Genomic DNA, 15,581 nt, shown 5'->3' with positions numbered 1-15,581 from the left:
AGTAAAGCCTAAAGAAGAGGCAAAAGTTAAAGAAGAAGAAAAAGTGCAAGAAATAGCAAAAGCTAAAGAAGAAGAGAGAGCGCAAGAAATAGCAAAAGCTAAAGAAGAAGAGAGAGCAAGAGAAATAGCAAAAGCTAAAGAAGAAGAGAAAGCAAGAGAAATAGCAAAAGCTAAAGAAGAAGAGAAAGCAAGAGAAATAGCGAAAGCTAAAGAAGAAGAGAAAGCAAGAGAAATAGCGAAAGCTAAAGAAGAAGAGAGAGCAAGAGAAATAGCAAAAGCTAAAGAAGAAGAGAAAGCAAGAGAAATAGCAAAAGCTAAGGAAGAAGAAAGAGCAAGAGAAATAGCAAAAGCTAAAGAAGAAGAAAGAGCGAAAGAAGTATCAAAAAACAACATACAGTCTGCTAAACGTGAATTAACGGTAGTAGCGACAGCGTATACTGCTGATCCAAGTGAAAATGGTACATATGGTGGACGCGTTTTAACTGCGATGGGGCATGATTTAACGGCAAATCCGAATATGAGAATTATCGCAGTTGATCCGAAAGTAATCCCATTAGGATCTAAAGTATGGGTAGAAGGTTATGGAGAAGCTATCGCTGGTGATACTGGAAGCGCAATTAAAGGTAATCGTATTGATGTATTAATGGGGTCAAAAAGTAAAGCTATGAATTGGGGAAGAAAAACTGTTAAAGTAAAAATTTTATAGTAACTATAATGATCCAAATAGAAGTCAGTTCTCTTTATTGAGGCTGGCTTTTATTTTTTTAGTGGAAGTATAATAGGATTTTTAAATGACTTATTAATAAACCTGTAATAAAACATAAAAATTGTCTCATGTTTAGAAAAACTATTAAGAATGAGGTAAGGAAGTAGAACAGAAGGTTATTGAGAAGTAGAGAAGAATAGTATGTTGAAAACGAAGGGTTAACGTATAATGAAATATATAAATCGGATCAAATCGTTTACTAAACACGTTCACTCATAATAGTGTAATTAAGTTCAAAGGATAGGTGTATTTCATGAAAGAAGTAAGAGAATATATTGAAACAAAGAAACAAGGTGTATTGGAGTTGCAAATAAAAGAAACGGAAGAAAAGTTAGGTGCTGCTTTCCCAAATCAATATAGGGATCTTATTAAATTAGTTAATAATGCTGAAATAGGGGTATGGATGCTATATCCGATTAAAGATAATAGAAATGTAACGAAAACTTGGGATGATATAGTTAGACAAAACATTGACATGAGAGATGAGTCTATGCCAGAAAACCTTATCATAATTGGTGACGATGGTTCAGGGGATAAATTGTGCTTTAAAATAAATAATGGAAAAATGGATGATGAAATATATATTTGGTATCACGAGGATGACGAAATGGAAGAAATATCTCCGAGTTTAAAAAAATTTATTATGGAAACTATTCAGGAAGACGATGCTTTTTAGTGTTAATTATTATCATTTTGTAGATCACTTTTATAAAAGCGAGGATAGAATATGACAACAGAATTATATGGTGCACATTGTAATAAATTGAAAGGGTATAGAGTAATTGAAGGAAAAGATTCATATAATCACTACTTTGGCGGTCAAGATTGCAATTTGCCAGTATGTAAGTTATGCGGTGAGAAGATGCACCAAATTCTCTGTTTTGATTTAAAAGATGAGAGAATTGCTGAACTTAAAAGTAATGAACTAAATATTTTACCATTCGTTTCATGCTTGAACTGCGCGATGGTGTGGGAACCGCAATATTTTCAGTTAAGTGATGGAGGTAAAACAGTTCAAATCTTACAGCAGCAAAATACAGAAGAATGGATAATGGAAGAGGAAGATAAGTTACCAGTTTCATTACCAAAAACAACGGTAAAGCTTATAAATATGAAAAATGAAGATATACCTACAGATGAAGATAGTTACTGGGAAGCTTTTGACTTGTTCGGTTCTGAATATGTATGTAGATTATTAGGGGCACCATTATATGATGATCTTCCAGAGGATTTGGCGTGTCCAACTTGTTCTAAAGAGATGAAGTATGTTGCTACAATTACACAAGATATCGAGGAACGCGGACTTATTTCAGTAGTTGATTTCCAGTTTGGGGAAATGAATATTTATTTTTATTTATGTCAAGATTGTTCAATTATAAAAACGGAAACACAAAGTACATAACAAGACTAACATATTATGTTAGTCTTGTTTTTGTATCGCAACATCATTAAGAATCACATCAAATATATCTTTTTGCGTAAAGTTATCTGTAAAAATAGTTTCTCTGGCAACCTCAATTGTATCGTGCGGATTATACCATTTTTGTAGGAAATCTTCACCAAATTCATGTCGTTTGTCCCTTGTGTTATGTCGTCTAATAGTTTCCTCTAATGATAAATCAAAGTAATATGTAAATGCATTTTCATCAAAATAACGAATTAATTCTTTTAACATCTCACCATACCTACGACTATTCAATATACCTTCTAAAATAACAAATTCACATTTTCCTTTTCCGTACTTCGTAATTTCAAATAGTAGATCATGAGATAAGTTCCCCATCGTGTCGTGTACTCTTAACATATCTCTACGCACGACGTCTTGAGAGACTAAAAGTGTACCTTGTCCGAAATGTTCTTGTAGTTGCTTTGCGATCGTTGTTTTACCACTTGCGGAGTTTCCTCTAAGAATGATTAAAGTGGATGTAAGTATAGGTTTAGACATAATGTATTCCCCCAACGGTATTAACTATATAGAAAATTTTAACAAATATAGTGAGGAAAGTGTATAATTAATATGATGGATATTTAAGGAGGGGATTAGATGGGGGACATATTAAAAAATGCACAACCTATATGGAAACGGACTTGGTTTCGTTATCTAGGGGCATTTTTTATTGTTCAGTTACTGTTTATCCCGCATTAACGGGCAGTAAGACCCCCACCTCAAAATTCAGCGAAAGCGAAGAAGTTAGGTAGGGGATTAACTGCCCGTAAAAGCCCGATTGTTTCAACTAATAATCAGTGGGGGATGAACAAAACCCCCACTGATTAAAGTTTCACTTTATTTTGTGTGAAATAACTGCGTGGGCACCAAACTTTAGACCAGGCGGAGAGTTTTTTAATAGAATATTAAATTCTCAATTTTTCACAGAATGGTTCACACTCTATACAATCCCGCAATTTAACGTATTTACAGCATTTTTTACGATAACATTACTACCATATGCATTAGTAGGTGCAATGAAAGATATAATATCAAGAAAAAATATAAAAGAATAATAGAGGTATAATATGCTATTTCAAAAAGAAGGGTTATGGATTAGATACGTAATGGAAGATGATGTATCTATCATTTCTAAATGGTTAACGGACCCAGAAGTCCTGCAGTATTACGAAGGACGAGATAATCCGCAATCTGTAGAAAAGGTGCTTGATCATTTTATGCATAATCCAAACAATAATGAAAAAAGATGTTTAATAGAATTTGATACCGTTCCGATTGGTTACATACAAATGTACCCAGTTGATTCAGAGTGGAAAGCGATATATGGCTATAAAGAATCACAAAATGTATGGGGAATGGATCAATTTATCGGTGAACCAGCCTATTGGGGAAAAGGAATTGGACAAAAACTCGTTCAGGCAACAATTACATACATTATGGGTGAAATGGGAGCAGAAGCAATCGCAATGGATCCGAAAGTAAATAATGAACGAGCGATAAAGTGTTATGAAAAATGCGGATTTAAAAAAGTAAAGATTTTAAAGGAACATGAGCTGCATGAGGGGAAACTAGAAGATTGTTGGATGATGGAATATAAACAATTATAATGAATATGAAATGGCTTATATAAACGAAGGGAGCTGTGGGAAATGAAAAAAGCATTAATCGTAATTGATGTACAAGCGGGTATGTATACAGCTGGAATGCCAGTACATAATGGGGAAAAATTTTTACAAACATTGCAAGAGCTTATTGGGGAATGTCGTTCAAATGATATTCCAGTTATTTATGTCCAACATAACGGTCCTAAAGACCATCCGTTAGAAAAAGGTACGGATGGATGGCGAATCCATGCAACAATCGCTCCGCAAGAAGGGGATGATATTGTTGAAAAGACGACGCCAGATTCATTCCATAAGACAAACTTAAGCGAAGTGTTACAAGAGAAAGGAATTGAACACGTTATTCTTTCGGGAATGCAAACAGAGTATTGTGTAGATACGACAACGCGCAGAGCATGTAGTGAAGGATATAAAGTAACGTTAGTTAGTGATGCGCATAGTACATTTGATGCAGAAGTGTTACGTGCTGAAGATATTGTGAAACATCATAACGCAGTATTGGGAGCGTTTGCGGATGTTGTTGCATTAAAAGACTTGAAAGTGGCTGCCTCTAAATAAGAGGCAGTTTTTTTATTAGAAAAATAGCGTCAAATATTGTTGGTAAGTCGATATTTTGAAATAATCGTTTATATAATTTCACGTACCATAATGAAAATATATAAAAAAGGAGCACCACATAATTAAAAAGGGTGCTCCTGCATTAAAATGTTACTTTTTCTTGTCTTTATCCAATATATTTTGTTCTTCAGCAAACTCCGTACCATATGCAAAGCGGCGATTAATACGAATGTTATCATTGTTGTGCCTTGTATGAGAGTTAGAGAAGCGATGAACGATTACTTCAGATAAAGTGAAGACGATGGCAGAAAGGATACTGCCCCATGCAATTTGCATATAGTTGTCTAATAAAATATTACCGAAAATCCATACGCTTAAATATGTTAATAAGAAATCCGACATAATGGCACCAGTATTGCCAATTCGATTTAAAATAATTTTATCAACGAACATGTAGGATACGATTGTAACAAAGAGACTGAATGAAATAATTTGAACAAACGTTGCAGGGAAAAATAAAGCAAGCCCAATGCTAAATGCGATAATGCACGATATAAACTTGATAAGCACTACTGTGAAATCATTCAAAATTTACACCTCCGATTTATACATAGTTTTGCAATAAATTCTGGAGTTCATACATTGTAACGGATTTATTTACATAAAACTTTTTCATGTTCGGAATTTAGTCTAAATATTATAAAAATAACGAAAAAATGTTATAGTAAAATGAGAGTGTATGACATTTTTAGGTAAGGGGGAATCCAGGATGTGGATTACTTCAGAAGTAGAAATTCCAGATGAGTTAATTGATCACATTGAGCAAGGAAAGTTAGTGTTATTTGTTGGAGCGGGAGTTTCTATGAAAGGGAAATCAAACTTACCGAATTTTGATGATTTAGTTGATGAAATTGCAAAAACGTTATATGTCGAAAAACGTGAAATAACAGAACCACATGATTATTATCTTGGTAAAATTGCGAAAACAAAAGATGTACATCAAGTCGCAAGAGATCTTGTTCATATAGAGAAATCAAAACCGAATCCATTACATTATGCAATTCCAAGGTTATTTCCGTTAGATACAGATATCCGCATTGTAACAACAAATTTTGATCAACATTTTACAACTGCAATTAAAGAAATAAATAGAGATATCAATGTTTATTACGCTCCAGCTTTACCGACGGGGAGAGCTTTTAAAGGTCTTGCTTATATACATGGTAATGTAGAACAGGAGAAAGAGGCTTTAATTTTAACAGACGGTGATTTTGGAAGGGCTTACTTAACGGAAGGGTGGGCGAGAAGATTTTTAGTCGATCTATTCTCAAATTACACCGTTTTATTCGTTGGATATAGTCATAATGACCCAGTAATGAAATATTTAGCAACTGGTTTACCACCAAGTACAAGGCGATTTGCTTTTGTCGCACAAGGAGAAAATACGTACCACTGGGAACATTTGGGGATAAGACCAATTGTGTATCCGAATAAAGTGAATAATCATAAATCCCTCGTAAAAGCGGTAAAACGCTGGGCGGAATTAATGGGTGATAATTATATTACGAAAAGAATGCGTATTCGGGATATTGTAACGGTTCCCCCGTCAGTAGAACAGGAACAATTATCATACATAAAGCAATCAATTAAAAAAATTGAAACAGTTCGTTACTTTGTGGAATTTGCTCATGATTATGAATGGATCGAATGGTTAGAAGCAGAAGGTAAATTACAAAATTTGTTTATGCTTACGCCAAACTATAATGAAGTAGATGAATTACTTGCAGAATGGTTAGTGGAACAATTTCTTTTTAGTCATCAGAAAGAATTATTTCAATTAATTTATAAAAACTATTCTAAAATATCACCGTTATTATGGAGAACAATTTGTAACTACTTAAACGAAACGAAGAGTAAGATGGACCCATTGTTGTTTGCCAGGTGGACACTCCTTTTATTAGAAACTGCTGAAAAAGATAGTAGCTCTATAGAAAAAATTTCAAAGTTACTGCAAAAATGTTCTTTTCCTGAGCATAAGGAAATTGCGTTATTGTTACTAACGTTTATTTTAGACGGAAAATTGAAGTTGAAACGTGTAAGAAAATGGGGAAATGATACGCAAGAAGCAATAGAACTCGAGGAATCGAGTCGCTTACCAGTATCAACATTTTCTCATGTGGAGCAAATTTGGAACGAAAAGATGAGGCCATATATCGCCTATTATGCTGTTCCAATTATGATGATCGGATTAGAAAAATTGAGAATGTTGTCGTTAAGACAAACGGCACTGAAAAAAAGAAATACGGAAGATGTAGAAAAAGAGTTTCATCAAAATGATCTTGCATTTTTAATACAAATTGTAAAAGAGTGTCTAACTTATTTATGTGAAAACAATGAGAAAAAAGCGGATTATTATATTACAGAAATGATAGAAGCGAATAGTGTACTTCAAAAGCGAATTGCAATTGATGCGATGAATAAAAATATTTTTGTTCGTGTAGATGACAAAATGAAATGGTTGTTACATGAAGGACTTCTTTTAGATTTCACTTATAAACACGAAGTTTTCCAACTTTTAAAAAGTCATTATGCAAATTGTTTGGAAAAAACAAAAGAAGAAGTCACTCGAACTGTAATAAAGCGTCTTACAGAAGAGAGAGTATTTGATGCATGTCTGATATTAGACTTATTATTCAAGTGTGATTCAAATAGTCCATCTACGGCAAATGGGTATGAGTTAATGAAGCAAAAGCATCCTCATTTTCATTCTGAACAATACAGTGTACAAAAGAAAGAGGATACAGCGCAAAGCATTACTTGTAATGTAACAGCTGACGGATTATTGCAGCTGAAAGATTTTGAAATTATGAAGCAAGTTCGGCAATTTTCGCAAGATGGTGTTTTTGAACAACGCCATTTTTTAGAGATGTTATCAAAAGCATGTAAATTGAATACAGAGTGGAGTATTTCATTCGCATATCAATTAGTAGGAGTGCAAGAAATAAGTAATGAAGTATGGTTTGTTTGTATTAGAGAATGGCGAAATAACCGAGGATTGACAAATGATCAAATCCAAAAAATTATTCCGCTATTGCAGAAATTTGTTAGAAATACTGCTTTTCATTGGTTAATTAGTAGTTTTCTATATGAAATTAGTAATCGACTAGAAGAGTTAGAAGAGAATAGTATACGTGTTGTAAAACGCTTTGCTTTTTCAGTGTTTCCTCAAGTTATGAAGAGTGATACGGATTTTAAGCTTGGAAAACAAGATTTTTACAATGAATCAATTCAGCATCCTGTTGGAAAAATGACGGCTGTATTATTAAAGTTGTTATCATATGATCATTTATACGATCGTAATGTATATGAATATTTATTTTTATTTGAAGAACAAGTAAGAGTTAATTCGGAACGAACAAACTTTATGTTTGCTCGTTTAATAGCAGATATTACATTTCTATACCATATTGAAAAACAATGGTGCCGGAAATATTTGCTACCATACTTAGATTTAAAAAAACAAAATGAAATTACGGAATATGCATGGGCGGGCTTATGTTACACTCAAATAAATTTACCTTTATTTACAGAAATGAAGCGTTTTATTAAGTATGCGATAGAACATTTGGAAGTATTACATCCGCATACGAGGGAAGCTTTCTTGAAGTGGCTTAGCTTTGTATTTATTAAATGTGTACTATATTGGGAGCAAAAAACAGATTGGTTATACCCTTTACTCGTATTAGAAAATGAAGAAAATAAAATTAAATTTATGCAGTTTTTATGCTATTACGTCAAAACATTAAGTGTAAAAGAACAACAAAAATTTTGGACAGCTTGGCTCAGTGTATTTTTGCGAGAACGACCAAAAATGGGTGAGATAACAGCGAGAGAATATGTAATGCTTTTACGTATTATTTTATACATGGATGAAATATTAGAAAAAGGATTATGTATTATGTCTCGTGCATTTTCAAGTGTAAATGGTAAATGTACAGGTGAGGAAATGAAGCAGTTATTGATTGAAATGCTTCATAAGAAAGAAAGTATGAAAGCGCATAAAGAAATGTTTGCAAATGTGTTTTTTATTTTACTACAAACATGTCAAGAAGCCGTTTTATTTGAAAAAGAAATCATAAAAATAAAAGAATTATTAGTTCAGTATGGAGTAGAGGAATATGTTTTACATTTACTAGAAAATGAAATAATTCGCATAGGAATTGTAATGGGTGATTTACAAGAAGAATTATAGGACGAAAGTGGAATTTTAAAAAATATATAAAAAGTTGTTGACAGTGTTTTGAAAAGCGTTCTATAATACGAATCATACTTATTCAATTTCAAAAACATTTGAATAAACAAAGTGCAATGAAGAGATCACAGTAGTGGTTAGTCTTACTGTAACAGAGAGCTGGTGGTTGGTGTGAACCAGTACAGGGATAATCATGAATTACAGTCTTGGAGCATCTTTTTCGTAATAAAGATAGTTTGTCTTTATGAGGAAAAAGCGGTCAATTGATCGTTAACAGTGAAGAGAGGTAGACAGAAAGTTAGTCTACAACTAGGGTGGTACCGCGATAAATATCGTCCCTACTGATTTATTCAGTAGGGACTTTTTGTATTTTAGTGGTCCAACTTGAAAATAAAATAGTCATGCATTGAAAGGAAAAGCAGTAGTTGTTGTTTCCCTGTAACAGAGAGCTGGTGGTTGGTGCGAACCAGTACAAAAACAAGAGCGAATTACAGTCCTGGAGCATCTTTTTCGTAGTAAAGATAGTATTGTCTTTATGAAGGGAAAGACGGTCAGATGATCGTTAACAATGAAGAGAGGTAGACGAAAGAAGTCTACAACTAGGGTGGTACCGCGATAAATATCGTCCCTACTGATTGGATCAGTAGGGCTTTTTTGTACAAAAAAGTGGCTTTTTAACTAGTAGTTCATGTCTTTGTACGAATTATTAGTTTAAAATAAGAAGAGGTATCGATTCCACTATAAATTTGTATAATTAACCAGTTCAGAAAATAGAGAATCTTTTATTCTCTTACTATACTTTTAAAACATTAGAGGAGGATTTCCAAATGGCAAATCATGAATTAGATCAATTACGTAAACAGGTAGATGAAATTAACTTACAACTATTACACCTTTTAAACAAACGTGGTGAAATCGTTCAAAAAATTGGAGAACAAAAGCAAGTACAAGGTACGAAACGCTTTGATCCAGTACGTGAGCGTGAAGTACTTGATATGATCGCAGAGCATAACGAAGGACCATTCGAAACATCAACAGTTCAACATATTTTCAAAACGATTTTCAAAGCAAGCTTAGAGTTACAAGAAGATGATAACCGTAAAGCGTTACTAGTATCACGTAAAAAGAAACAAGAAAATACAATCGTTGATGTAAAAGGTGAATTGATTGGAAACGGAACACAAACGTTCATCATGGGACCTTGTGCAGTAGAAAGCTTAGAGCAAGTTCGTCAAGTAGGGCAAGCGATGAAAGACCAAGGCTTAAAATTAATGCGCGGTGGTGCATTCAAACCGAGAACATCTCCATACGATTTCCAAGGTTTAGGAGTAGAAGGACTACAAATTTTACGCCAAGTAGCAGACGAGTTCGACTTAGCAATTATTAGTGAAATTTTAAATCCGAACGATGTTGAAATGGCATTAGACTACGTTGATGTAATTCAAGTTGGCGCACGTAACATGCAAAACTTCGATTTATTACGAGCTGTAGGTAAAGTTAACAAACCAGTATTATTAAAACGTGGATTAGCAGCAACAATTGATGAGTTCATTAATGCAGCGGAATACATCATTGCGCAAGGTAACGATCAAATTATTCTTTGTGAGCGTGGTATCCGCACATACGAAAGAGCAACACGTAACACATTAGACATTTCTGCAGTACCAATTTTAAAGAAAGAAACACATTTACCAGTTATCGTTGATGTAACACATTCAACTGGACGCAGAGATTTATTATTACCAACAGCGAAAGCGGCACTTGCAATTGGCGCAGATGCAGTAATGGCTGAAGTTCATCCAGATCCAGCAGTTGCATTGTCAGATTCTGCACAACAAATGGACATTCCAGAATTCCATAGATTCATGGATGAGTTAAAAGGTTTCAAAAATAAATTATCTTAATTCCATATCATATATGCGTTGAAGAGGAAACAGTAGTGCTTATCTCACTGTTAAAGAGAGCTGATGGCTGGTGTAAATCAGTACAAAGGTAAGCATGAATTACAGCCTTGGAGCATCTTTCCCGACAACTTATGGAGGGGAAGACGGTCAAACGATCGTTAAAGAAGAAGAGAGGTAGACGACAGTTGTCTACAACTAGGGTGGTACCGCGATAAACATCGTCCCTACTGAGCGCTCAGTAGGGACTTTTTTGTACAAAAAAATAGTAAAGGGGTAAGAGAAATGAGATACATTACAGCTGGAGAATCACATGGACCGCAGTTAACAGTTATTTTAGAAGGTGTACCAGCAGGTTTGACACTTACGGCGGAACATATTAATAAAGAATTATTAAGAAGACAAAAAGGTCATGGACGCGGAAGACGCATGCAAATTGAAACAGATACAGTTGAAATTGTAAGTGGTGTTCGTCACGGGATGACACTCGGATCACCGATTACGTTAATTGTAAAAAACGATGATTTCAAACATTGGACGAAAGTAATGGGTGCAGAGCCAATTTCGGAAAAAGAAAGTAAAGACATGAAACGTACAATTACAAAACCACGTCCAGGACATGCGGATTTAAATGGAGCAATTAAATATGGCCATCGTGATATAAGAAACGTATTAGAGCGCTCATCTGCAAGAGAAACGACAGTTCGTGTAGCTGCTGGTGCAGTTGCAAAACAAATTTTAAGCGAATTAGGCGTAAAAATTGCAGGACATGTTCTTGAAATTGGTGGAGTAAAAGCAAAACATATTTCAAACTTACTGATTGAAGAAATTCAAACGATAACTGAAAACTCACCAGTTCGATGTTTAGATAAAGAAGTAGAGCAAGAAATGATGGATGCGATTGACAACGCAAAAAGTAGCGGAGATTCAATCGGTGGTATTGTGGAAGTCATTGCAGAAGGTATGCCAATTGGCGTTGGTAGTTACGTTCATTACGATCGTAAATTAGATGCAAAACTTGCTGGTGCAATTATGAGTATAAATGCATTTAAAGGTGCTGAAATTGGCGTAGGTTTTGAAGCGGCAAGACAACCAGGAAGTAAAGTGCATGATGAAATTCTGTGGGATGAAGAAAAAGGATACACGAGAAAAACGAATAATGCCGGCGGTTTAGAAGGCGGTATGACAACAGGTATGCCAATTGTCGTAAGAGGCGTTATGAAGCCAATTCCTACATTATACAAACCGTTAGCAAGCGTTGATATTGATACGAAGGAAGCATTCCAAGCGAGTATTGAAAGATCTGATAGTTGCGCAGTACCAGCAGCGGGTGTAGTAGCTGAATCTGTTGTAGCATGGGAACTTGCAGATGCACTAGTCGAACAATTTGGAAAAGATCGTATGGAATTATTAAAACAAAACATTATGCAACATAATAACTACGCAAAAGAATTTTAATAAAAAGGTGGGTTTAACGTGCAAGTAAAAGATCAACTATCATCATTACAACCATATAAACCAGGTAAATCACCAGAACAAATGAAAGAAGTGTACGGAGATCATTCGTTTGTGAAATTAGCATCGAATGAAAATCCATTCGGTTGTTCACCGAGAGTTTTAGAAGAGTTGCAAAAATCTTGGTTGGAACATGCTTTATATCCTGACGGAGGTGCTACAACGCTCCGTCAAACAATCGCGGATAAGTTGCATGTGCAATTAGAACAAGTACTTTGTGGTAGTGGTTTAGATGAAGTCATTCAAATGATAAGCCGTGCAGTACTTAAAGCAGGAGATAATATCGTAACGGCTGGTGCAACATTCCCGCAGTACCGTCATCATGCAATTATTGAAGGCTGTGAAGTGAAAGAAATTCCTTTAAATAACGGTGTATACGATTTAGACGAAATTTCGTCAGTGGTAAATAATAATACGAAAATCGTATGGATTTGTAATCCGAACAACCCGACGGGCACATATGTGAATGAGCAAAAATTAACTCAATTTATTGAAGGCATTAGTGAAAATACGTTAATTGTCATTGATGAAGCGTACTATGAATACGTAACAGCAAAAGATTTCCCTGAGACATTACCGCTTTTAGAAAAACATAAAAACATTCTTGTACTTAGAACGTTTTCTAAAGCATACGGATTAGCTTCTTTCCGCGTTGGATATGCGATCGGACAGGAAGAGCTAATTGAGAAATTAAATGTCGTACGTTTACCATTTAACGTATCTTCATTAGCGCAAAAAGCAGCTACGATTGCTTTTGGTGATGACGAGTTTATTGAAGAAATAGTTCGCGTGAATACAGAAGGATTACAGCAATACGAGAGTTTCTGTAAGGAAAACGAAATACCATTTTATTCGTCACAAACTAATTTCATCTTCTTACCGGTAGATAATGCTGGAGAGATTTATGAAGCTTGTGCACATGCAGGGTTTATTATTCGTCCATTCCCAAATGGTGTCCGTATTACAGTTGGAACAAGGGAGCAAAATGAAGGAGTGATTTCAGTGTTAAAACAACACTTTGAAAATAAAAAAAGTAAGTCTCGAGATGAGGCAAATGCGTAAAAAGGTAGTATTAATTGGAACAGGTTTAATAGGAGGTTCTCTCGCCTTAGCAATTAAGAAAGAGCACGATGTAACGATAACAGGTTACGATATATTTCAAGAGCAAGTAGAGCGTGCAAAAGAATTACACGTAGTAGATGAAGTAGCAGTTGATTTACAACATGCATGTGAAGAGGCACATTTAATTATTTTTGCTTCTCCAGTTGAAGAAACGAAGAAGCTATTACACAAACTTGCGTCATTCCGTTTACAAGAAGATGTTATAGTGACTGATGTTGGTAGTACAAAAGGGTCTATTATGAGTGAAGCGGAAGCTTTATTTTCAAAGGAAGTTTCTTTCATTGGGGGACATCCGATGGCGGGTTCTCATAAAACGGGAGTTGAAAGCGCAAAGGCGCATTTATTTGAAAATGCATTTTACATTTTAACACCGATGAATCATGTACTAAATGAACAAGTGGAAGACCTTAAAGTATGGTTAAAAGGAACAGGATCTCATTTTCTTGTTTTAAATACAGAAGAACATGATTATGTAACAGGGATTGTTAGTCATTTCCCGCATCTTATCGCAGCAGGTTTAGTAAAGCAAGTTGAGAAACATGCAGGAGATAATCCGCTCATTCATCAACTAGCTGCTGGAGGTTTCAAAGACATTACACGTATCGCATCTAGTAGTCCGAAAATGTGGAGTGATATTGTAAAGCAAAATCGAGAGCATTTAATGGTATTATTAAAAGAGTGGATCTCTGAAATGGAAGGTTTATATAAGACAGTTTCTACCGGAGATGCAGGCGAGATTCAAAACTATTTTGCAGATGCGAAAGAATACCGTGATTCTTTACCAGTAAGAAAGAGTGGTGCAATTCCTGCCTATCACGACTTATACGTTGATGTATTAGATAAGGTGGGGGCATTGGCTCATATTACGAGTATTTTAGCGCGCGAGGAAATTAGTATTACGAACTTGCAAATATTAGAAGCGCGTGAAGGACTGCTTGGGGTATTACGTATTAGTTTCCAAAGGGAAGAAGATCGTATGAAAGCAAAGCTAGCGCTTGGAGAAGAAGAATACCAAACTTATGAAACAATTTAAATGAGAAGGTGAAAAACGTGAAAGAAAGAACAATACAACCTGTTAATAACGGATTGAATGGCAATATTACAATCCCAGGTGATAAATCCATTTCACACCGTGCTGTTATGTTCGGTTCGATTGCAGAAGGGAAAACAACAATTAAAGGTTTCTTGCCCGGTGCAGACTGTTTAAGTACGATTTCATGTTTTAAAGAAATGGGAGTAGAAATTACGCAAAACGGTGATGAAGTTACTGTAGTTGGTAAAGGATTAGAAGGTTTACAAGAACCGAAAGCTGTATTAGATGTTGGTAATTCTGGTACAACAATTCGATTAATGTCAGGTATATTAGCTAACACACCATTTTTCTCTTGCGTACAAGGTGATGAGTCTATCGCAAAAAGACCGATGAAGCGTGTAACAACCCCATTAAAACAAATGGGTGCAAACATTGACGGCAGAGAAGAAGGAACATTTACACCGCTAACAATACGTGGCGGAGATTTAAAAGCAATTGAATATATTTCTCCTGTTGCAAGTGCACAAGTAAAGTCAGCTATTTTACTTGCAGGTCTTCGTGCAGAAGGTGTAACAGCTGTTACAGAACCACATATTTCACGCGACCATACGGAAAGAATGCTTGAAGCATTTGGTGTTAAAGTAACTCGCGAAGGGAAAACAGTGAAGCTATCAGGTGGACAAAAATTAACAGCAACAGACATTCAAGTGCCAGGTGACGTATCATCAGCAGCATTTTTCTTAGTAGCAGGTGCAATCATCCCAAATAGTAAACTAGTATTACAAAATGTAGGAATGAATCCAACTCGTACAGGTATTATTGATGTTTTAGAGAAAATGGGTGCTACGTTCACTGTAGATCTAATTAACGAAGGGGCATCAGAACCAGCTGCAAATATTACAATTGAAACATCTTCATTAAAAGGAATTGAAATTGGCGGAGATATTATCCCTAGATTAATCGATGAGATTCCTGTAATCGCATTAGCGGCAACGCAAGCGGAAGGAATTACAGTAATTAAAGATGCACACGAATTAAAAGTAAAAGAAACAAATCGTATTGATACAGTCGTTGCTGAGTTAACGAAACTAGGAGCTCGAATAGAAGCAACTGATGACGGCATGATCATTTACGGAAAATCAGCTCTAAAAGGCAATACAGTAAATAGTTATGGTGATCATCGCATCGGAATGATGCTTGCGATTGCTGGCTGCCTGGCAGAAGGAAAAACAATTATTGAAGATGCAGAAGCCGTAGGTGTATCATATCCTACATTCTTTGATGAACTTCAAAAGTTAGCTAAATAATAAGGATGGAAAGCAGATACGTGATGTATCTGCTTTTTTTGTTAAAACGTCTTTGTAA

Annotated in this window: 13 protein-coding genes, 2 pseudogenes and 3 other annotated features; of the genes and pseudogenes, 13 read left to right on the top strand and 2 right to left on the bottom strand. The window is 35.1% G+C overall.

All coding sequences use genetic code 11. The annotated features are described in order from the left end of the window. From RT27_RS26005 to RT27_RS34930, 3 genes are all read left to right on the top strand, one after another. Window positions 1–706, top strand: a 706-nt coding sequence (locus tag RT27_RS26005) for a 3D domain-containing protein (RefSeq protein ID WP_043938083.1), incomplete at its 5' end; no start/stop codon positions are given. A 313-nt stretch (window positions 707–1,019) separates the two neighbouring features. Continuing rightward, window positions 1,020–1,442, top strand: a complete 423-nt coding sequence (locus RT27_RS26000; RefSeq protein WP_043938081.1) for an SMI1/KNR4 family protein — start codon at window positions 1,020–1,022, stop codon at window positions 1,440–1,442. Between the two features lie 51 nt (window positions 1,443–1,493). Continuing rightward, window positions 1,494–2,168, top strand: coding sequence for a hypothetical protein (locus RT27_RS34930; RefSeq protein ID WP_043938079.1), 675 nt, complete (start codon window positions 1,494–1,496; stop codon window positions 2,166–2,168). Between the two features lie 18 nt (window positions 2,169–2,186). Here RT27_RS34930 and RT27_RS25990 read toward each other — a convergent pair whose 3' ends face one another. Continuing rightward, on the bottom strand, window positions 2,187–2,711 hold the full coding sequence (locus tag RT27_RS25990) for a kinase (RefSeq protein ID WP_016081171.1): 525 nt from the start codon (window positions 2,709–2,711) through the stop codon (window positions 2,187–2,189). Between the two features lie 99 nt (window positions 2,712–2,810). Between RT27_RS25990 and RT27_RS35390 the strand changes: the two are divergent. The 4 genes and pseudogenes from RT27_RS35390 to RT27_RS34915 form a co-directional block, all read left to right on the top strand. Then, window positions 2,811–2,903: pseudogene (locus RT27_RS35390) on the top strand (YfzA family protein); the annotation flags it as partial. Between the two features lie 146 nt (window positions 2,904–3,049). Beyond that, window positions 3,050–3,268 (top strand): annotated as a pseudogene (locus tag RT27_RS34145) (YfzA family protein); the annotation flags it as partial. Between the two features lie 12 nt (window positions 3,269–3,280). Further along, window positions 3,281–3,820, top strand: coding sequence for a GNAT family N-acetyltransferase (locus tag RT27_RS34920; RefSeq protein WP_043938077.1), 540 nt, complete (start codon window positions 3,281–3,283; stop codon window positions 3,818–3,820). Window positions 3,821–3,862: 42 nt separating this feature from the next. After that, a complete protein-coding gene (locus RT27_RS34915) occupies window positions 3,863–4,393 on the top strand; it encodes a cysteine hydrolase family protein (protein ID WP_016081173.1) in 531 nt (176 codons plus the stop codon). Window positions 4,394–4,543: 150 nt separating this feature from the next. On the opposite strand, the gene RT27_RS25975 is transcribed toward RT27_RS34915, so the two are convergent. After that, window positions 4,544–4,981: a YndM family protein gene (locus tag RT27_RS25975; protein WP_000997702.1), complete on the bottom strand. Its 438-nt coding sequence runs from the start codon at window positions 4,979–4,981 to the stop codon at window positions 4,544–4,546. A 181-nt stretch (window positions 4,982–5,162) separates the two neighbouring features. Here RT27_RS25975 and RT27_RS25970 point away from each other — a divergent pair, with 181 nt between their 5' ends. The 6 genes from RT27_RS25970 (at window position 5,163) to aroA (ending at window position 15,523) form a co-directional block, all read left to right on the top strand. Beyond that, window positions 5,163–8,645: a DUF4020 domain-containing protein gene (locus RT27_RS25970; protein WP_043938075.1), complete on the top strand. Its 3,483-nt coding sequence runs from the start codon at window positions 5,163–5,165 to the stop codon at window positions 8,643–8,645. A 107-nt stretch (window positions 8,646–8,752) separates the two neighbouring features. Continuing rightward, window positions 8,753–8,988, top strand: a binding site (T-box leader). 54 nt (window positions 8,989–9,042) lie between these two features. Continuing rightward, window positions 9,043–9,278, top strand: a binding site (T-box leader). A gap of 194 nt (window positions 9,279–9,472) precedes the next feature. Further along, the gene (locus RT27_RS25965; RefSeq protein WP_001273575.1) at window positions 9,473–10,549 is read left to right on the top strand and encodes a bifunctional 3-deoxy-7-phosphoheptulonate synthase/chorismate mutase; all 1,077 of its coding nucleotides are present in this window, start codon (window positions 9,473–9,475) and stop codon (window positions 10,547–10,549) included. A 9-nt stretch (window positions 10,550–10,558) separates the two neighbouring features. After that, window positions 10,559–10,778 (top strand) — a binding site (T-box leader). A 53-nt stretch (window positions 10,779–10,831) separates the two neighbouring features. Next, on the top strand, window positions 10,832–12,004 hold the full coding sequence (gene aroC / locus RT27_RS25960) for a chorismate synthase (RefSeq protein ID WP_016081175.1): 1,173 nt from the start codon (window positions 10,832–10,834) through the stop codon (window positions 12,002–12,004). An 18-nt stretch (window positions 12,005–12,022) separates the two neighbouring features. Continuing rightward, window positions 12,023–13,123, top strand: a complete 1,101-nt coding sequence (gene hisC / locus RT27_RS25955; RefSeq protein ID WP_043938073.1) for a histidinol-phosphate transaminase — start codon at window positions 12,023–12,025, stop codon at window positions 13,121–13,123. Beyond that, entirely contained in the window at window positions 13,116–14,216 is a 1,101-nt protein-coding gene (gene tyrA / locus RT27_RS25950) for a prephenate dehydrogenase (RefSeq protein WP_043938071.1), read from the top strand. Before hisC ends, tyrA begins: the two co-directional genes overlap by 8 nt. Before the next feature lie 17 nt (window positions 14,217–14,233). Beyond that, window positions 14,234–15,523, top strand: a complete 1,290-nt coding sequence (gene aroA, locus RT27_RS25945; protein WP_043938069.1) for a 3-phosphoshikimate 1-carboxyvinyltransferase — start codon at window positions 14,234–14,236, stop codon at window positions 15,521–15,523. Window positions 15,524–15,581: the final 58 nt, after the last annotated feature.

Origin of the sequence: Bacillus sp. L_1B0_5 (genome assembly GCF_000836715.1) — a bacterium.
GTDB lineage: Bacteria > Bacillota > Bacilli > Bacillales > Bacillaceae_G > Bacillus_A > Bacillus_A thuringiensis_S.
The sequence above is the reverse complement of the archived record's forward strand: the minus strand, read 5'-3'. Positions and strand labels throughout refer to the sequence as shown.

Excerpts from the sequence above, each read along its gene's own strand:
- RT27_RS26000 (WP_043938081.1), top strand. The coding sequence starts at position 1,020 with ATGAAAGAAGTAAGAGAATATATTGAAACAAAGAAACAAGGTGTATTG.
- RT27_RS34930 (WP_043938079.1), top strand. The coding sequence starts at position 1,494 with ATGACAACAGAATTATATGGTGCACATTGTAATAAATTGAAAGGGTAT.
- RT27_RS25990 (WP_016081171.1), bottom strand. The coding sequence starts at position 2,711 with ATGTCTAAACCTATACTTACATCCACTTTAATCATTCTTAGAGGAAAC.
- RT27_RS34920 (WP_043938077.1), top strand. The coding sequence starts at position 3,281 with ATGCTATTTCAAAAAGAAGGGTTATGGATTAGATACGTAATGGAAGAT.
- RT27_RS34915 (WP_016081173.1), top strand. The coding sequence starts at position 3,863 with ATGAAAAAAGCATTAATCGTAATTGATGTACAAGCGGGTATGTATACA.
- RT27_RS25970 (WP_043938075.1), top strand. The coding sequence starts at position 5,163 with ATGTGGATTACTTCAGAAGTAGAAATTCCAGATGAGTTAATTGATCAC.
- RT27_RS25965 (WP_001273575.1), top strand. The coding sequence starts at position 9,473 with ATGGCAAATCATGAATTAGATCAATTACGTAAACAGGTAGATGAAATT.
- aroC (WP_016081175.1), top strand. The coding sequence starts at position 10,832 with ATGAGATACATTACAGCTGGAGAATCACATGGACCGCAGTTAACAGTT.
- tyrA (WP_043938071.1), top strand. The coding sequence starts at position 13,116 with ATGCGTAAAAAGGTAGTATTAATTGGAACAGGTTTAATAGGAGGTTCT.